This is a genomic window from Caulobacter sp. FV2ye17ST (assembly GCF_058680955.1).
In genome coordinates this window covers 625342-643239 of sequence record NZ_CM178727.1, presented here as the reverse complement: position 1 = coordinate 643239, position 17898 = coordinate 625342, and the positions used below count along the sequence as shown (strand labels likewise).

Annotated in this window: 13 protein-coding genes; 4 read left to right on the top strand and 9 right to left on the bottom strand. The window is 66.9% G+C overall.

Annotated features, from left to right (window positions below; genetic code table 11):
* Entirely contained in the window at positions 1-3069 is a 3069-nt protein-coding gene (locus ACW17V_RS03125) for an efflux RND transporter permease subunit (RefSeq protein WP_492107427.1), read from the top strand.
* A gap of 98 nt (positions 3070-3167) precedes the next feature.
* Here ACW17V_RS03125 and ACW17V_RS03120 read toward each other — a convergent pair whose 3' ends face one another.
* The 3 genes from ACW17V_RS03120 to ACW17V_RS03110 form a co-directional block, all read right to left on the bottom strand.
* Complete coding sequence (locus tag ACW17V_RS03120) at positions 3168-3533, bottom strand: hypothetical protein (protein ID WP_492107426.1); 366 nt, start codon at positions 3531-3533, stop codon at positions 3168-3170.
* 355 nt (positions 3534-3888) lie between these two features.
* Complete coding sequence (locus ACW17V_RS03115) at positions 3889-4173, bottom strand: hypothetical protein (RefSeq protein ID WP_492107425.1); 285 nt, start codon at positions 4171-4173, stop codon at positions 3889-3891.
* 108 nt (positions 4174-4281) lie between these two features.
* Positions 4282-4524, bottom strand: a complete 243-nt coding sequence (locus ACW17V_RS03110) for a hypothetical protein (RefSeq protein ID WP_492107424.1) — start codon at positions 4522-4524, stop codon at positions 4282-4284.
* Positions 4525-5530: 1006 nt separating this feature from the next.
* On the opposite strand from ACW17V_RS03110, the gene ACW17V_RS03105 reads away from it, so the two are divergent.
* The 3 genes from ACW17V_RS03105 to ACW17V_RS03095 are packed head-to-tail and all read left to right on the top strand — an operon-like array spanning position 5531 to position 8938.
* Complete coding sequence (locus tag ACW17V_RS03105) at positions 5531-7174, top strand: phytoene desaturase family protein (protein ID WP_492107423.1); 1644 nt, start codon at positions 5531-5533, stop codon at positions 7172-7174.
* On the top strand, positions 7171-8316 hold the full coding sequence (locus ACW17V_RS03100; RefSeq protein WP_492107422.1) for an aromatic ring-hydroxylating oxygenase subunit alpha: 1146 nt from the start codon (positions 7171-7173) through the stop codon (positions 8314-8316). Before ACW17V_RS03105 ends, ACW17V_RS03100 begins: the two co-directional genes overlap by 4 nt.
* A 13-nt stretch (positions 8317-8329) precedes the next feature.
* Entirely contained in the window at positions 8330-8938 is a 609-nt protein-coding gene (locus ACW17V_RS03095) for a TetR family transcriptional regulator C-terminal domain-containing protein (RefSeq protein ID WP_492107421.1), read from the top strand.
* Here the strand turns inward: ACW17V_RS03095 and ACW17V_RS03090 are convergent.
* The 6 genes from ACW17V_RS03090 to ACW17V_RS03065 form a co-directional block, all read right to left on the bottom strand.
* Positions 8935-9171 (bottom strand): hypothetical protein, encoded by a 237-nt coding sequence (locus ACW17V_RS03090; RefSeq protein ID WP_492107420.1) that lies wholly within the window; start codon positions 9169-9171, stop codon positions 8935-8937. The two genes, ACW17V_RS03095 and ACW17V_RS03090, sit on opposite strands and share 4 nt — an antisense overlap.
* A 178-nt stretch (positions 9172-9349) precedes the next feature.
* Positions 9350-10654 (bottom strand): Xaa-Pro dipeptidase, encoded by a 1305-nt coding sequence (locus tag ACW17V_RS03085; RefSeq protein WP_492107419.1) that lies wholly within the window; start codon positions 10652-10654, stop codon positions 9350-9352.
* Between the two features lie 5 nt (positions 10655-10659).
* Positions 10660-11973: an amino acid permease gene (locus tag ACW17V_RS03080; protein ID WP_492107418.1), complete on the bottom strand. Its 1314-nt coding sequence runs from the start codon at positions 11971-11973 to the stop codon at positions 10660-10662.
* Between the two features lie 111 nt (positions 11974-12084).
* Positions 12085-14439, bottom strand: a complete 2355-nt coding sequence (locus ACW17V_RS03075; RefSeq protein WP_492107417.1) for a TonB-dependent receptor — start codon at positions 14437-14439, stop codon at positions 12085-12087.
* A 127-nt stretch (positions 14440-14566) separates the two neighbouring features.
* Positions 14567-16588 carry a tetratricopeptide repeat-containing sulfotransferase family protein gene (locus ACW17V_RS03070; protein WP_492107416.1) on the bottom strand — a complete coding sequence of 674 codons (2022 nt, stop codon included), beginning with the start codon at positions 16586-16588 and terminating at the stop codon, positions 14567-14569.
* Between the two features lie 46 nt (positions 16589-16634).
* Positions 16635-17897, bottom strand: coding sequence for an NAD(P)/FAD-dependent oxidoreductase (locus ACW17V_RS03065; protein WP_492107415.1), 1263 nt, complete (start codon positions 17895-17897; stop codon positions 16635-16637).
* Position 17898: the final 1 nt, after the last annotated feature.

Sequence of the window (17898 nt, the reverse complement as noted above, 5' to 3'; positions counted from 1 at the left end):
GTGAAGTTCGACCTCGCCGGACTGGCGGTTCACCGCTGGCAGTTCACCCTGGTGGCGTTTGGCCTGCTGGTCATGCTGGGCTTCAACGCCTTCACCAGCATTCCGCGGTCCGAGGATCCGCACTTCCCGATCCCCATCGTCATCGTCCGCGCCGTGCTGCCGGGGGCCGAGCCGTCGGAGATGGAGCAGCTGGTCGTCGACCCGATCGAGGACGCCGTCGACGGCCTGGACAATATCGACAAGGTCGAGTCGACCAGCTCGGACGGCGCGGCCGTCGTCCGGGTCCACTTCACCTGGGATGTCGATCCCGAGCGCAAATACGACCAGGTGGTGCGCGAGGTGAACGCCATTCGCGGCAATCTGCCCAGCGGCATTGCCCGGCTGGACATCCAGCGCGCCCGGACCACCGAGGTGGCCATCGTCCAGGTGGCCCTGACTAGCGACGTGCTGCCGATGCGCCGCCTGGAAAAGACCGCTGACCGCCTGCGCGAGCGGCTGGACCGCGTGCCCGGCGTGCGCGAGGCCCGCTATTGGGGCGCGCCCGCCTCCGAGGTTCAGGTCACTCTGGACCTGGCCCGGCTGGCCGCGCTGAGACTGCCCGCAAGCGCCGTCGCCGACGCCCTGCGCCAGGCGGGCGCCGAAGCGCCGATCGGCGCCGTTCAGGCCGGGGAGAGACGCTTCAACGTCAAGTCCGGCGGGGCCTTCCGCTCGCTGCAGGCCGTGGGCGACACACCGGTGCGCGCCGTCGGCGGCCAGGTGACCCGGGTGCGCGATGTCGCCCAGGTGGCCTGGGCCCAGGCCGAGCCCAACCATCTGGCCCGCTTCAACGGCCAGCGCGCCGTGTTCCTGACCGTGACCCAGAAAGACGGTCAGGACGTCGCCAAGATCACCAAGAGCGTCGAGCAGGTGCTGGACGAGTATGAAAAAATCTTGCCCGCCGGCGTGAAGCTGCAGCGCGGCTTCGTCCAGGCCGAGAACGTCAAGCATCGCCTGAGCAATCTGTTCCGCGATTTCGGCATCGCCCTCGTGCTGGTGCTGATCACCCTGCTGCCCCTGGGTCCGCGCGCCGGGCTGGTGGTGATGGTCTCGATCCCGCTGAGCCTGCTGATCGGCCTGTCGATGCTGCAGGCCTTCGGCTTCACCCTCAACCAGCTGTCGATCGCCGGTTTCGTGCTGTCGCTGGGCCTGCTGGTCGACGACAGCATCGTCATCACCGAGAACATCGCCCGCCGCATCCGCGAGGGCGAGGAGCGTACGGAAGCCGCCGTCAACGGCACCCGCCAGATCGGCCTGGCGGTCATCGGCTGCACCGCGACCCTGATGCTGGCCTTCCTGCCGCTGATGGCCCTGCCGGCCGGCTCGGGCGCCTATATCAAGTCGCTGCCGGTGACGGTGCTGTGCACCATCGCCGCCTCGCTGCTGGTCTCGATGACCATCATTCCGTTCCTGGCCAGCCGGATCCTCGACAAGCACTCCGACCCCGAGGGCAACGCCATCCTGCAGGCGGTCAATGGCGGCATCCACCGCTTCTATCGCCCGGTGCTGCACCGCGCCCTGGCCCGGCCGTGGGTGGCGCTGGCGATCATGCTGGCCCTGTGCCTGACCACCTATCCGATGCTGAAACTGATCGGCTCCAGCCTGTTTCCGCCGGCCGAGACGCCGCAGTTCCTGGTGCGGATCGAGACGCCGGACGGCTCGTCCCTGGCCCGCACCGACCGCGCCCTGAAATATGTCGAGCAGCGCCTGAAGGCCACGCCCGAAGTCACCTGGCGCGCCGCCAATCTGGGCCGCGGCAATCCGCAGATCTTCTACAACCAGCAGCAGCGCGAGAGCGCCACGACCTATGCCGAGGTCTTTGTCAGCCTGAAGGCCTGGGAGCCGGGCCAGAGCGAAAAGGTGCTGGACGGTCTGCGTCGAGACTTCAGCGACTTCCCGGGCGCGCGGATCAGCGTCGTCACCTTCGAAAACGGCCCGCCCATCGACGCGCCGATCGCCATCCGCCTGACCGGCCAGAACCTGGACGCGCTGAAGGCCCTGGCCGCCCGCGCCGAGGAGATCCTGAAGGCCACGCCGGGGACCCGCGACGTCACCAACCCCGTCCGCCTGGATCGCACCGACCTGGACCTGGGCGTCGACGAAGCCAAGGCCTCGGCCCTGGGCGTGCCCGCCGGCGCGGCCCGCCGCGCCGCGCGGCTGGCCCTGTCGGGCGAGGAAACCGCCCGCTTCCGCGATCCCGACGGCGACGACTATGCGGTCAAGGTGCGGCTGCCGATGGAGCAGGCCGACGGCGCGGCGCGCAACCCGCTGTCGGCCCTGAAGGGCGTCTATGTGCCCACCGCCGACGGCCTGGCCGCGCGGCTGGACGCCGTGGCCACCCCGACCCTGAAATCCAGCCCCGCCCGCATCGACCGCTTCGACCGCGAGCGGACGGTGACGGTCACCTCGTATGTCGCCACCGGCTTCCTGGCCGCCAAGGTGACGCAGGACGTCGTGGCCCGGATGGAAAAGGACCTGCCCATGCCCCCCGGCTATCGCCTGACCCTGGGCGGCCAGGCCGAAGCGCAGTCGGAAAGCTTCGCGGGCCTGGGCGCAGCGGTGCTGGTGGCGGTGTTCGGCATTCTGGCGGTGCTGGTGCTGGAGTTCCAGAAGTTCAAGACCGCCCTGGTCGTGGCCGGCATCATCCCGTTCGGGATCTTCGGCGCGGTGGCGGCCCTGGCCCTCACCGGCAACTCGCTGAGCTTCACGGCGACCATCGGCCTGATCGCCCTGATCGGCATCGAGATCAAGAACTCGATCCTGCTGGTCGACTTCACCGAACAGCTGCGCCGCGAGGGCATGGGCCTGCACGACGCCATCGAGAAGGCCGGCGAGGTGCGGTTCCTGCCCGTGCTGCTGACCTCGGTCACGGCCATCGGCGGCCTGTTGCCGCTGGCGCTGGAGCGGTCGGGCCTCTACTCGCCGCTGGCCATCGCGATCATCGGCGGACTGATCACCTCGACCGTGCTGTCACGGGTGGCGACGCCGGTGATGTACTGGCTGACGGCGCGGGGGAAGGCGGAGCGGGCTTAGGGTTTTCGGCCAGCGCCACGCGCTGGGCGGCGCAGGCCGAGCGACACGTGGCCTAAAAGCGGACACCGCCAAGGTTCGGGAACGGTGGATAGCCGAAGTTAGAGATTGAGGCGCTGCCGAACCTCCTCGGCCAAGGATGAGACTTCATGATCCGCGAGAGTGATCTTACGGCTGGTTCGGCTTGTGATGTCGTAAACAGTAAATCGCCAGAAGCGCTCGCCATCGCGGTTCGTCAGGAAATGCACGCTAAACAACGCCCCAGAAACAAGCAGTATCCTTGAGTATGACGCGCCCGCTGGTAGCTCAGCACGGCGAACAATTTGCCATTCTTCAAGCCATTCTCGGGGTTCAATGCCGAACAGAATATCTTCACCTGCATCATCGACGGTCCGAATGGTGAAATCATCCGACAGGCCAACGTCTGGGCTCATGTACTTGCCCGGTTCGACCGTGAGCGTCTTCATTCAACCAACCTGCAACCATCTCGGAGCGTCAGCAATGGGTCGGGTCCGGAAATCAGCCAAGCACCCGAAACCAGACATTGGCCGCCATGCCGGAAAGCGGACAGGGCGAAGTTCGGCTAGGGGTGGAAAGCGGACGCGGGCGTAGGTAGCGTGGCCGGATGAAGCAGCGGACCCGCGTCGCCTTGACCGTCGTCTTAGTCGCGTTGGCCGCTTACCTCATATGGCGCGGTCCAGCGATCTATCGGCTCTATCAAGATTGGCCGCTGATCGCTGCTTGCGCCCGAGACAATAGCAATTGCCCTTGAGGGCAGCGGCCTGCTCGGAAGGCTTTAGAAGGGTGGTTGGCGGACCGGAGTTATTCCCCGCTTCGGTCGCGTAGATATGCGCGCTGCTCTACGATTTCCTGATCCGTGAACTCTTGGTCGGCAAAGTCCTCGGGCGGCTGCCACGCGTCGTATCCGAACCAATCGTTCTTGTGTCGAAAAGCTTCGAACGATGATTTCGCTGTAAAGCTGTGCAGCAGGACGGCGGTGGGCATCGTCAATCGACGTACCTTGTCGTTCTGAGGGTGAACGACGAACATGCTGCCTCCGCCCTCCTTCGGGCCATCTCCCCAAATTTCAAACAGAAGCTCTGGCATGTTCGGTCCCGGTGGCTGACGGCTGTATAGCAGGCGCGTCAGATGCCCGCGTAGGGTCGGGACCGGAAATCCGGCCGCCGCCTCAAACAGGACATTCCAGCTTCGACCCTAATTCCGACCGTTGTTAAACCACGTCGTCCCAACGATGAAGGTCTCCGCCGCTTCTGCGGAGGTGAACGGTCCGACAAGGTTACCGCCGTGCCGGTTCTCGTAATCGCCGGTTTCGCGCCTCTCCTGTTCGTTTAGGTATACTTCGCCACCCTCGAACTCCATCACGTCCACGCCCCGAGCACCGTCCTTGCTGTAGAGTTGGAAGGCGATGCGATAGCTCTGTTCGGTCAGTCTGCTCATGGCTCCATTGGCACACGAGGTGCCAAGGTCCGCAATGGGTCGAAAGCGGCCTCTGGCTCATTGCCAACAAGCGGACGCCCCGCGTCCCGCTCATCCTTAAATCTCTTGGAGGCTGCAGCGTGCCGGTCTGACCAGGTTGGTCAAGGACTGGCCTGCGGCCAGCCGCTCCGCGGCGGCGCGGAGCGCCGTCCTTGAGCAACCTGGTCAGACCGGCGATCGTCTCGCCGTGAGATTTAAGGATGGCTCCCTTCGGCGCGAAGGGGGGCGGGGCGCCAATCCAATACATTACCGTCATTCCCGCCCTTGTGGCGGGAACGCCTGTTTCAGCTGACACGTGAAGCGCAAGCGAAGTGCGCGCGCACTTCGCCCCTTCCGCACCTGCGGCGGACAGAGGGGTTCCCGCCACAAGGGCGGGAATGACGGTAGGTGTGGGGATTGGCGGCGCTATATCCCCGTTCTTTCGGGAGCAAACTTCAGCACAATCAACGCACTAAAAAATAATCGATCGCGCCCATCAGACGCGCTGAAACCTCCCGTATTCTTATCCCACCTCATCGCGAGGAAAGGGCGCAAGGCCAGCGACCATTGCGGCGGCGGGGGGTGATCGAGCGGGATTGGGGTCGAGGGGGATACTCGACCGGTCCGGGGATCCCGGCGTTGCGGGACCCGCCCGCCGTTGGCGTGGATGAGGGCAGACGGGTGTGTACATTAGTCATTAGATTGGCTCGCCCGCCTCGACCGCCGGTTCCTCGCGGAAACGTGGAGAACTGGCTCCCGGTAAGGCCTGAACAGGGCCACCTGACGGGACGCTGATGGATAACGACCACGCGGAGCGAACGGCTTCGTCGAAACGGTATTTTCTATTCTCATCCGGACGTGGTCCGGACGCTCCGCGACCCTTCCCATCCCTTCAGCGAGCAGTCGCGTGAGGCTGAGAACCCGCGCGCCCTTGCCTATTATACACTCGTATAGCAACCTCTCCCCTTCAACTCGGGGACGACATCACATGGCCACCACCCAAACCCGCGACGCCGTCATTATCGGCGGCGGCCATAACGGCCTGGTCTGCGCCTTCTACCTGGCCAAGGCCGGGCTGAAGGTCACGATCTGCGAGGCGCGCGGCGTGGTCGGCGGGGCGGCGGTGACCGAGGAATTCCATCCGGGTTTCCGCAACTCGGTGGCCAGCTACACGGTCAGCCTGCTGAGCCCCAAGGTGCTGGCCGACATGGGCCTGCACGGCCACGGGCTGAAGATCGTCGAGCGGCCGATCTCCAACTTCCTGCCGATCAGCGACAGCAAGTACCTGAAGCTGGGCGGCGGGCTCGAGCGCACCCAGGAAGCCTTCCGCGAATACAGCCGCCGCGACGCCGAGGTGCTGCCGGCCTATTACGCCATGCTGGACGAGATCGGCGACGTGCTGCGCGACCTGGCCGCCGAGACCCCGCCCAATCTGGGCGACGGCATCCACGGCCTGCTGCGCGGCGCCCGCCAGGGCACCCGGCTGGCCCTGCTGAGCAAGGAACGCAAGCGCGACCTGCTCGACCTGTTCACCAAGAGCGCCCGCGACTTTCTGGACGGCTGGTTCGAGAGCGACGCGGTCAAGGCCAGCTTCGGCTTCGACGCCGTGGTCGGCAATTTCGCCAGTCCCGACAGCCCGGGCTCGGCCTATGTCCTGCTGCACCACACCTTCGGCGAGGTGAACGGCAAGAAGGGCGCCTGGGGTCACGCCATCGGCGGCATGGGCGCGATCACCCAGGCGATGGCGAAAGCCTGCGAGGCCCTGGGCGTCGAGATCCTGCTCGATGCGCCGGTCGAGGCGGTGCATGTCGAACACGGCAAGGACGGCCCCCGGGCCACGGGCGTGCAGCTGGTGGACGGCCGCCAGATCATGGCCCCCATCGTCTCGTCCAACCTCAATCCGTCGCTGCTGTACGGCAAGCTGATCGCGCCCTCGGCCCTGCCCGCCGCCTTCGCCAAGGCCATCAAGGGCTACAAGAACGGCTCGGGCACCTTCCGGATGAACGTGGCCCTGTCGGAGCTGCCGGACTTCACCTGCCTGCCGGGCAAGGTCTCGGCCGAGCACCACCAGTGCGGCATCGTGATCTCGCCCAGCCTGGACTACATGGACGAGGCCTATCGCGACGCCAAGGCCTACGGCATCAGCAAGAAGCCGATCGTCGAGATGCTGATCCCCTCGACCCTGGACCCCACCCTGGCCCCGCCCGGCCAGCACGTGGCCAGCCTGTTCTGCCAGCAGTTCGCCTGGGACCTGCCCGATGGCCGTTCGTGGGACAACGAGCGCGAGGCGGCGGCCGACCTGATCATCGACACGGTCAATGACTGGGCCCCCAACTTCAAGGCCTCGGTCCTGGGGCGGATGATCCTGTCGCCGACCGACCTGGAGCGGAAGTTTGGCCTGGTCAACGGCGACATCATGCACGGCCACATGTCGCTGGATCAGCTGTGGGCGGCGCGGCCGGTGCTGGGCCACGCCAGCCATCGCGGGCCGCTGAAAGGCCTCTATATGTGCGGCGCCGGCTGCCATCCGGGCGGCGGGGTCTCGGGCAATCCGGGGCGCAACGCGGCGCGCGAGATCCTGCGCGACAAGGACTTCGTCACGGCGCTGAAGCTGTCGGTGGTGGGGCGATGATCTCACACACCGACCCGCAAGCCGACTGGGGCCTGCCCGGCTGGACCTACGGCAATGACCGGTTCTTCAAGGAGGAGCAGGACAGGATCCTGCGCCCCTCGTGGCAGGTGGTCTGCCATCTGAACGACATCCCCAAGGCCGGCGACTTCCACACGCTCGACTTCCTGGGCGAGAGCGTCGTGGTGGTGCGCAGCAAGGACGGCGGCGTGCGGGCCTTCACCAATGTGTGCCGCCATCGCGGCGCGCGGCTGGTCGACGGCCCCAGCGGCAGCTGTGGCAAGGGCGGCGGCCGCATCGTCTGCCCCTATCACGCCTGGACCTACGACCTGGAAGGCCGGCTGATCGGCGTGCCGATGCGCGACACCTATCCGGCGCTCGACATGGACAGGCAGGGCCTGGTCAAGGTCGAGGTCGAGGTCTGGCGCGGCTTCGTGTTCACCCGGCTTGAGGGTGATGGCCCATCCGTCGCCGAGATGATGGCCCCCTACGACCATGAGGTCGCCCACTATCGCTTCGAGGAGCTCCAGCCGTTCGGCCGGGTCACCCTGCGGCCCCGGACGGTGAACTGGAAGAATATCAGCGACAACTATTCGGACGGCCTGCACATCCCCGTCGCCCACCCCGGTCTGACCCGGCTGTTCGGCAAGGGCTATGGCGTCGAGGCCGAGCCCTGGGTCGACAAGATGTGGGGCCAACTGATCGACGAGCCGTCGAACAATCCGTCCGAGCGGCTGTATCAGGACCTCCTGCCCGACGTTCCGCACCTGCCGCCCGAGCGCAAGCGGCTGTGGACCTATTTCAAGCTGTGGCCGAACTTCGCCTTCGACATCTATCCCGACCAGGTGGACTTCATGCAGTTCATCCCGGTCTCGTCCACCCAGACCCTGATCCGCGAGATCGCCTACGCCCTGCCCGACGACCGTCGCGAGATGAAGGCGGCCCGCTATCTGAACTGGCGCATCAACCGCCAGGTCAACGCCGAGGACACAGAGCTGGTGGCCCGGGTGCAGGAGGGCATGGCGTCGCGGAGCTTCACGGCGGGGCCGCTGGCGAGCTCGGAGGTGAGCTTGCGGAGCTTTGGCCGGAAGATGCGGGCCCTGATCCCCGAGGCGCGGCTGGACCGGCCGCCGACGGGGTGGTGACACCGGGCAGCTCATGACCCGCGCGCCCTTCACCCGGGAAACCGCCGACGTCCGCCGTCAGGCCCTGGTGGCGGCCGCCGAGACCGTGCTGGCCCGCGACGGCGTGGCCGGCGCCTCGGTGCGGGCGATCTGCGCGGAGGCCGGCGTCTCGCCCGGCCTGTTGCGGCACTATTTCGACGGCGTCGACGCCCTGATCGCGGCGGCTTACGAGGCGGTCGGCCAGCGGATCGACGCGGCGCTGGAAGAGGCTGTGGCTCAGGCGGGAGACGCACCCCGCGCCCGGCTGGCGGCCTATCTGACCGCCAGCTTCAGGCCGCCGGTGCTGGACACGCAACTGCTGGCCGCCTGGCTGGCCTTCTGGAGTCTGGTGAAGGTCAATGACGCCATCGCCGACATCCATCGACGGACCTATGCCGGCTATCGGGCGCGACTGGAGGAGCTGCTGACCGCCTGCGATACGGGTCTCGATGCGCGGCTGGCGGCCATCGGCCTGACGGCCGTGGTCGATGGACTATGGCTGGAACTGTGCCTGGACCCCACAGTCTTCACCCCGGCCGAAGCCGGGGCCATAGCGGAACGGTTATTGGCCGGCTATTCGCCGACGCCGGTATTCCTGGACTAGGCGGCGACGTGGCTGACGATGCTGCGGCCCCAGGTGGCGCGGCGGACTTCAGGCTCAAAGACTTCGACCTTGGCGGTCTTGCCCTGCACGCGCATGTGGCGGGCCATCATCTCGGCGATGGCCTGGGCCTCGGCCTGGCAGGAATAGGAGCCGATCAGGTCCGGCGCATCGTTCCAGGTCACATGCCAGACACCAGAGACCGGGCGCACGAAGTACTTGTGTTCGGTGGCCATCGGGGAACTCCTTGGACGGGCTTAAGCGTCGGACATACAGCGTCCGCGTGACAGTGTTTCAATGCTGCACGGCAACATGCGTGCTGCATTGCACATTGCACAGGCCGCGCCAAGGCGAAGGCTGGTGAATCCGGGAGCAGCTTTGAGGCGAACGCGTCGGGAAGAGCGGCGGCCGTGCCTACTCCTTCACCACCACACCGCCCTTCATCACCCTGGCGACGGAGGACAGAATGGCGATATCAGCCAGAGGATCACCGGCCACGGCGATCATGTCGGCATAGCGCCCCTTGCTGATCGCGCCCACCTCGGCGGACTTGCCCATCAGGGCGGCCGAAACCGTGGTCGCCGACTGGATCGCCTGCATTGGGGTCATGCCGTACCGGACCATATAGGGCATCTGCCGGGCGTTCTGGCCGTGGGGAAAGACCCCGGCGTCGGTGCCGTAGGCGATCTTCACACCCGCCTTGACCGCCTTGGCGAAGCCCACGCGCTGAGCCTCGGTGGTCTCGGTGTTCTTGCGCAGGGTCTCGGTCGGCCAGCCATGCTCGCGGCCATAAGCGTCGATGAAGTCGCCGTTATAGATGTCGGCCACCAGCCAGGCGCCCTTGGCCTTCATCAGGGCGATGCCTTCGTCGTCGATCAGCGAGCCGTGCTCGATCGAGCGCACCCCGGCCCGCACCGCCACCTTGATGCCCTCGGCCCCGTGGGCGTGGGCGGTGGCGTAGGTTCCGCGCTTGGCGGCCTCCTCGACGGCGGCCTTGATCTCGTCTTCCGACAGCTCCAGCTGGCCGGGCTCGGTGCCGACCGTAAGCACGGCGCCGGTGGCGATCAGCTTGAGAAAGTCGGCCCCGCCCACCAGCAGGGCGCGGGCCTTCTTGTGGGTGTCGGCCACGTCCTCGACCACGCCGCGTCGCATCTCGGGCGGGATGCCGACATCGGCCGCGATGCCGGTGATCTCACCGCCGCCGCCAGGCGTGGTGATATAGGCCCCCGCCACCGACATCCGCGGTCCGGGAACCAGCCCCTTGTCGATGGCGTCACGCAGGGCGACGTCGCTGAAGGCCCGCCACGATCCCACGTCGCGCACGCTGGTGAAGCCGGCCATCAGGGTGTCGCGGGCGTGGGCGGCGCCGATATAGGCCTGCTCGGCGGCCGTGGTCAGCAGGGGCTCGGCGATGTTGTCGGTCTGCTCCTGGTCGACCAGATGGGTATGCATGTCCATCAGGCCGGGCAGGACGGTGAAGGCGCTCCAGTCCAGCACCGGGCCGTCGGTCGGGGCGCTGACCCAAGGGCCGACGGCGGCGACGCGCTCGCCCTCGATGCGGATCAGCTGGTTGGTCAGAACCTTGCCGCCCTCGGTGTCGATCAGCCTGCCGGCATGCACATAGGTCGGCCTGACCTGGGCCAGGGCGCCGGGCGGGGTCAGGGCGATGAGACCGGCGGCCAGAACGGCGCCGGCCAGGGCGGTGAGACGATGCGGCATGGTCTTCACTCCGGATCGGGAACGACGGCGAACCGCTTGATCAGCCAGTGGATCGGCAGGCCCACCACCAGCAGCGCCAGGCTCCAGAGGCTGGCCTCGCCCGCGCCATACAGCGTCCAGAACGAGTAGATCGTCGCGATGATCGCCACCACGGTCACGGCGCGCGAAGGCTCCATCCGGCCCCGGCTCTGCAGGCGCAGCGCCGCCATGGCGCAGAACAGATAGGCGAACAGCGAGATGGCCGTGGCCAGCAGGGCCATGAAGGTGAACAGCTCCACCATCGACTTGGCGTAGTTCATCGTGACCAGCACGGTCAGGAACAGGCTGGACAGTATGTGGGCCCGGACGGGCGCGCCGCGCTTGGAGGTCTTGGCCAGGAAGGCCGGAAACACCCCGCCCTTGGCCATGGCGTAGGGCACCTCGCCCTGCAGTAGCATCCAGCCGTTCAGGGCGCCAAAGCCGCTGATCGCCGCGAAACCGGCCAGGACCAGGCGGGCGTCGCCGCCGCCATACAGCCCCACGAAGTCGGCGAAGGGCGCGTTGGAGGTTTTCAGCATGTCCGTCGGGGTCAGCAGCACCACCGCAGAGCAGACGATCAGATAGATCACCCCGGCAAAGGCGGTGCCCACCAGGGTGGCGCGCGGAATGGTGCGCTCGGGATCCTTGACCTTGCCGGCCGGCACGGTGGCCGACTCCATTCCCAGCAGCGCCCATAGCGTCAGGGTGGCGGCGGCGGTGATGCCCACGGGCGTCAGGTCCTGGGCGTGGAACGGCAGGACGGTCGAGCCGCCGGTCTTGCCCAGCACCACGGCCGCCAGCAGGATCACCCCCATCAGGGGCAGCAGTTTCAGGGCCGTGGTCACCACCTGCATGCCCCCGGCCAGCCGGGCGCCGAAGCAGTTCATGATCGTCAGGCCCCAGATCATCACCAGGGTGATCGCGCAGTGCAGGCCGGTCTGGGTGGCGATTTGCGGATAAAAAACGCTGAGATAGCTGACCGTACCCGCCGCGATGGCGGCGTTGCCGACCCAGATCGAGATCCAGTAGCTCCACGCCACCATGAAGCCGGCGGCGGGACCAAAGGCCTCCTGGGTGTAGATGTACGGGCCGCCCCCCTGCGGAAAGGCCTTGGCCAGACGGGCGAACACGAAGGCCAGGCACAGGGCGCCGCCGATGGTCAGGATCCAGCCCGCCACGGCGTTCCAGCCATAGGGGGCCAAGGATGCGGGCAGCATGAAGACGCCCGAGCCGATCATGTTGCCCACGACCAGGGCCACGCACATCCAGAAGCCCAGCGCCTTGGGTTCGACCGCTTTCACTAGAATACACCCTTCCCGCTCTCCCGGGCCTGGCCCAGAGGAGAGACACTCGCCGTCACGCCATCATCGGAAAGAAAAAGGGGCGGCTCGTTCGAGCCGCCCCTCTCCAGACTAGAACTTGCGTCCCACCTTCACCCCGACGGTGCGGGGCTGATTGGGCACAATATAGGTCTGGGCGCCGCAGACGCTTTCGGCGCACTCGGCATAGCGATTGAGGCTGGCGCGCTTGTCGGTGAGGTTCTTGACGTACAACGACATCGACCAGTCCGCTCGCACCACGCCGGTGGAAACGTCCAGCAGGGTGTAGCCCGACTGACGTCCGATGATGCCGCGCTCATCCAGTCGCAGATCGGTCCAGCTGCCGGTCTGGTGCACGGCCGAGGCCTGCATATAGGCCTCGTACTCGCCGACATTGAAGTCATAGCGGGCCGTGACATTGGCCTTGAACTTGGGCGTCACCGGCAGGGCCGTGCCGTCCGGAGCCTGCGGGTTGGCGCAGGTGGTCACCGGATTGCCCGAGGCGTCGGTAAAGCCGCAATAGTTGGCCGTCAGCTTGGCGTCGGTATAGGCCGCCGCGCCGCTGATGGTGAAGCCTTGCGAGACCGCCAGGGTGACGTCGCTTTCAACGCCCTTGATGCGGGCCTCGTTGGCGTTCTTGATCTCGGTCAGGCCGTTGGCGCCCAGGATCGAGAACTGGAAGTTCTGCCAGTCCTCCATGAACACCGCGCCGTTCCAGCGGACGCGGTTTTCCATCCAGCTGGTCTTCCAGCCGAACTCGTAGTTCTTCAGATAGTCGGCCTGATAGGGCGGCAGGGTCGAGCGACGGTTGATGCCGCCCGGCCGAAAGCCTTCCGAATAGGTGATATAGGCCAGCTTGTCGTCGTCATGCTTGTAGGTGAGCGTGACCTTGGGAACGTTGCCGGTCTCCTTGACCCGCTTGTCCAGGTTCGTACACGGCGCGCCATTGACGCCGCCGGTGCGGAAGCAGGCGCGCTCGCCCGTGCCGCCATAGCCGGTGCCGTAGCCGTAGAAGCCTTCCAGCGAGTTGTCGGACTTGAAGAAGCGGATGCCGCCCATGACGGTCAGCTTGGGCGTGATATCGAAATAGGCCTCGCCGAAGACGGCCTTGTCGCGGTCGATCCGCTCCTGGGCGGTCAGCCAGATCGTGTCGCTATAGCCCGGCACCTCGATGTCGTAGCTGATGCCGTCGATCTTGTAGCGCTGGGTGATGCCGTGCTTCTGGCGCTGGATGAACACGCCGCCGATCAGGCGGAAGCGCTTGTCGTCCGGCGTGGCGATCCGGATTTCGTGGCTTTCCTTCTTATAGCGGTCCTTGCCGGTGATGTATTGCGACGGGTTGGCCAGGCCACCTGTGTCGTTGGTCCAGTAGAAGCCGTAGCCGACCTGATCGTAGAAGTAGGAATAGTCCGAATAGTCCTGGCGGGTGTCGACCGTGCGCTTCAGGTACGAGCCGGCATAGGTGACATCCAGATTGGCGATCTGCCCCTCGATGGTCATGGCCGTCTGGGTCCACTTGTCATCCGAGGCTTCCGGATAGAAGTGGGTCAGTTCCAGGTCGCCGACCTTGGGGTCATAGGCATAGATGCCGCTGGTCTTGGTGCGCTGGCCCATGACCGAGGGCGTGATCACCCAGTTCTCGCCCAGCTCGACCCGCAGGGCGGCCCGGCCGCCGCGGGTGCTGGAGCCGTTGTAGTTGTCGCTGGCGACGCCGGCGTTGCTGATCGTCAGGTCATCGCTGGGATCCGCCGTGCCGCGGCCATAGGTGCGCGTGCCGACGACATTATCGATATAGCCGGCGGCTTCCTCGTTCCAGCCGACCAGGCGCACCGCCACCGTGTCCGACAGCGGCATGTTGATGAAGGCTTCTTCGACATGGCCGGTATCGTCGCCGTCGACGATATTGCCCTCGATGTCGACGCCGGCCGAGAAGCCCGCCGTGCTGGGCTTGTTGGTGATGATCCGCAGCGTGCCGGCCTGCGAGCTGGCGCCGTACAGCGTGCCCTGCGGTCCGGCCAGGGCCTCGACCCGGGCGACGTCATAGACGTGGATGTCCAGCGCGCCCTGGATGGTGCTGATCGGTTGCTCGTCCAGATAGACGCCGACGCTGGGCAGGGAGCCGGAGTGGTTGCCGTCGCCGCCGCTGGCCACGCCGCGCATATAGACCTGGCCAAAGCCCGGGCCCGCCGTCGTGAACGACACGCTGGGCAGGAACTTCACATAGTCGACGAAGTTTCCGACCTGCAGCTGCTCCAGCTTGGCCTCGCCCATTGCCTGGATCGAGACCGGAACGTCCTGCAGATTTTCGGATCGCTTCTGGGCGGTGACCACCACCTCTTCCAGCGACACCGCCTGCCGGGCGTTCGCCGCCACACTGGTCAGCATGGTCGACGCCAGCAGCGCGGCCGAATAGACCCCCGCCCGTTTCATGTTTTTGTTCAAAGCCATGGTCGCTCCCCGTACCATTTTAAGGGAACGATGTTCGGCCGCGCCCAGACGATCGACAAGACGGAAAGCGCTGAAAAATCCCGAATCTTCCGAGTGTTGCAGAAATGGCAGACCCCCGGTCAGGTGTTCAATTTCTGGGCGCGGCGGGGTAGGTCAGCAGACATTTCCCCAAGGCCTGTTTCAGCGGGTCCAGGGCCGATTCGAAATTCTGCCAATGCTCGACGGCGTCCTTGAAGATCGGCTGGCGAACCTGTTCGGAACTGGCGGTGCGCACGGCGCGGTCGTTCTCGTGAAAGCTCAGGCAGCCCGCCTCGAACGGCAGGCCGCAATGGTCGAGCAGGGAGCGGATCAGGCCCTCCGGATCGGCGATCATCGCCTCGTAGATCACCCGGTGGACCCGGCCCGGCAGCACGGTGTCGAAGTGGTCCATCAGGTCCACATAGTCGGCATAGTAGCGGCCGATGTCGGTCAGGTCGTAGCTGAAGGCCTGGCCCCGGGCGAAGTGCTGCTTGAAGCCTGAAAAGCAGCAGCCCAGCGGATGACGGCGCGCATCGATGATCTTCGCGTTCGGCAGGATCAGGTGGATCAGGCCGGTGTGGGCGAAGTTGTTGGGCATCTTGTCGATGAAGAACGGCCGGTCCGTCTTCCGCTGCACCCGTGTGCGTTCCAGATACTCCTCGCCGAGCGCTCGCAGGGCGTCGGGTGACAGGTCGGCCAGCATTTCCGGATAGGTCGAATCCTCGCGCCGGTTGGCCCTGCCGCCCAGCCGCCGCGCCATAACGATCAGGTCGGGCAGCTCCATCGTGCCCTCGACCTGGCTGTGGCTGGCCAGGATCTGCTCGATCAGGGTGGAGCCCGAGCGCGGCAGGCCGACCACGAAGATCGGATCCGGCGCCGGGCAGCCCTGCCCCGCCGTGGCGGCCAGAAAGGCTGGGGTGAACACCGCGCGAGCGCGCGCCACGTCGGCGTGGTTTTCCTCGGGATCATAGTCCACCTGCCGCCGCCGGATCGCCGCGCCGGCGGCATAGTGCTGGAAGGACTCTGCGTAGAGCTTGGCGTCTTCCAGCGCCTTGCCCAGGGCGTAGTGCAGATGCAGGCGGTCATCGTCCGACAGGTCCGGCTGCTCCAGTCCGGCGGCCATGGCGGCGCGGTCGGCGGCGTCGAACTTCACGGTCTTCAGGTTGGCGAGACTCCACCAGGCCTCGCCCAGGCCCGGGGCCAACTCCAGACACTTGCGGTAGGCGGCGATGCAGTCAGTCTGCCGGCCCACGGTCTTGAGGGCGTGGCCATAGCTCATCCAGCCCTTGGGCTGGTTCGGGAACTCGGCCAGCATCCGCTCGTAAATCCCGATGGCGGTGTCGTACTCGCCCAGCCGCGACAGGATGGCGGCGCGCAGGTTGGCGTAGCCCGGATGGCGCGGATCGCGATCGGTCAGGCGCTCGATCTGGGCCAGGGCCTCGGCGGACTTGTTCTGGCGATACAGCATCGTCGCCAGATTGTGCCGCGCGGCGGCAAAGCCCGGGGCGATCTCCAGACAGCCGACCAGCAGCCGCTCGGCGTCCTCATAGCGGCCCAGCCGGGCGCCGGTCTCGGCCAGCATGCGCAGGGCGGCGACGTCGGCGGGGTGGTCGGCGAGGTGGTCGCGCAGCTTTTGCTCGGCCTCGCCCAGCCGGTTATCGATTAGGGCGGCGGCGGCCTCGATCAGGGCCGGATCGCGGGTCGAGGCGCGCAATTGCTGGGCCAGGGCCTGCTCGGCGCCCGCCGTGTCGCCCATCAGATCCAGACCCTCGGCCAGGCCGCGCCAGGCCTCGCCGGCGCGGGGATCGAGCGCGACGGTGCGCCGAAAGGCCGCGACGGCCTCGGCGGTGCGGCCCAGATCGGCCAGGGCCAGGCCCAGTTCCAGCTGCCCATCGGCGAGGCCCGGCAGGCCGCGCGCCAGCGGCGCGATTACGGCCAGGGCCTTGTCGGGCTCTCCGCTCAGGCGATGCGCCGCAGCCAGCACCACGGTGGTGCCGGCGTGGCGCGGAACCGCTTCCAGAATGGCTTCCGCCTGTTGCCGAGCCAGCACCGGGTCGCGCTCCAGCAGGCGCTGGGCGTGTTCAAGCGCGGTGGCGAGGCCGCCCTGGGCGGAGGTCGTCTGGGTGGTCATGGGGCGAGGAGATCGACGGCGGCTGGGGAAGTCAATTCGAGATGGCTCAAAGCCGGTCACGCAGTCCGTACCAGCTCAGCCCGGCCACGGTCAGCGGCCAGCGCAGCAGTCCGCCGCCCGGAAACGGCGGGGTCGGCAGGCGCGACAGCAGTTCAACCCCCGCCCCTTCGCCCAACGTCGCATCGGCCAGCAGCTTGCCGACATAGGGCGCCAGCATCACCCCCTGCCCCGAATAGCCAGACGCCACCCGCACGCCGGGCGCGACCTGCGCCACAAACGGCACACGGTTCATCGTGATGCCCAGGGTCCCGCCCCAGGCGTGGCTGATCTTCACGTCGGTCAGGCGCGGATAGATCTTCAGCATGTGCCGACGGACAAAGCCCGCGATGTCGCGGGGGAAGCCCGGACGATAGTTCTCGCCGCCGCCGAACAGCAGGCGGCCATCCGGGGTCTTGCGGAAATAGTTCACGACGAAGCGGCTGTCGGCCACGGCCGCGTCGGAGGCGATGATCTGGTCGGCCAGATCGCCCAGCGGCTCGGTGGTCAGGATGAAGTTGTTGATCGGCATCACCCGGTCGCGCGCCGGTCCCGCCATGTGGTTCAGGCCGCCGTCGCCGCTGATGATCAGTTGGTCGCAGGTGAGCCGGCCGTCGGTGGTGAACACCACGATCTTGCCGCCCTGACGGGTCCAGGACAGCGCGCGGCTTTGCTCGCAGATCGTCGCGCCCACGGCCATGGCCGCGCGGGCCAGGCCCAGCGCCAGGTTCAGCGGATGCAGATGGCCGCCGCCCCGGTCCAGCAGGCCGCCATGATAGACCTCCGTGCCAAGGTCGGCGGCCAGGGCATGCCGCCCGATCAACGACAGGGCGTCATAGCCATAGCGCCTGGCCATGTGCTCGATATGGGCTGCGTCTTCGGCCTCGCCGCCCAGACGGTGACGGGCGTGGATCATGCCGGGCTTCAGGTCGCAGGCGATGGCGTGCTCGGCGATGGTGGCGTGCAGGTGCGTCCGCGCATCCTGGGCCAGTCGCCACAGGGCCATGGCGTCGTCCTGGCCCACCGTCTTTTCCAGCCAGGCCTGATCGCGGCGCTGGCCGGTATGGACCTGCCCGCCGTTACGGCCCGAAGCCTGCGATCCGACACGACCCGCTTCCAGCACGATCACAGAGACCCCGCGTCGGGCCAGTTCGAGCGCCGCGCCCAGGCCCGTATAGCCCGCGCCGATCACGCAGACGTCGGCGCGGACATCGCCCCGGAGCGGGGGCAGGCTTGGGAAGGGCGTGGCGGTGTCGGCGTACCAGGAGGTCATC

What these genes read in the sequence shown, in the direction of transcription:
- ACW17V_RS03105 (WP_492107423.1), top strand. Translation starts at nt 5,531, where the DNA reads ATGGCCACCACCCAAACCCGCGACGCCGTCATTATCGGCGGCGGCCAT.
- ACW17V_RS03070 (WP_492107416.1), bottom strand. Translation starts at nt 16,588, where the DNA reads ATGACCACCCAGACGACCTCCGCCCAGGGCGGCCTCGCCACCGCGCTT.
- ACW17V_RS03090 (WP_492107420.1), bottom strand. Translation starts at nt 9,171, where the DNA reads ATGGCCACCGAACACAAGTACTTCGTGCGCCCGGTCTCTGGTGTCTGG.
- ACW17V_RS03065 (WP_492107415.1), bottom strand. Translation starts at nt 17,897, where the DNA reads ATGACCTCCTGGTACGCCGACACCGCCACGCCCTTCCCAAGCCTGCCC.
- ACW17V_RS03075 (WP_492107417.1), bottom strand. Translation starts at nt 14,439, where the DNA reads ATGGCTTTGAACAAAAACATGAAACGGGCGGGGGTCTATTCGGCCGCG.
- ACW17V_RS03095 (WP_492107421.1), top strand. Translation starts at nt 8,330, where the DNA reads ATGACCCGCGCGCCCTTCACCCGGGAAACCGCCGACGTCCGCCGTCAG.
- ACW17V_RS03115 (WP_492107425.1), bottom strand. Translation starts at nt 4,173, where the DNA reads ATGCCAGAGCTTCTGTTTGAAATTTGGGGAGATGGCCCGAAGGAGGGC.
- ACW17V_RS03110 (WP_492107424.1), bottom strand. Translation starts at nt 4,524, where the DNA reads ATGAGCAGACTGACCGAACAGAGCTATCGCATCGCCTTCCAACTCTAC.
- ACW17V_RS03085 (WP_492107419.1), bottom strand. Translation starts at nt 10,654, where the DNA reads ATGCCGCATCGTCTCACCGCCCTGGCCGGCGCCGTTCTGGCCGCCGGT.
- ACW17V_RS03120 (WP_492107426.1), bottom strand. Translation starts at nt 3,533, where the DNA reads ATGAAGACGCTCACGGTCGAACCGGGCAAGTACATGAGCCCAGACGTT.
- ACW17V_RS03100 (WP_492107422.1), top strand. Translation starts at nt 7,171, where the DNA reads ATGATCTCACACACCGACCCGCAAGCCGACTGGGGCCTGCCCGGCTGG.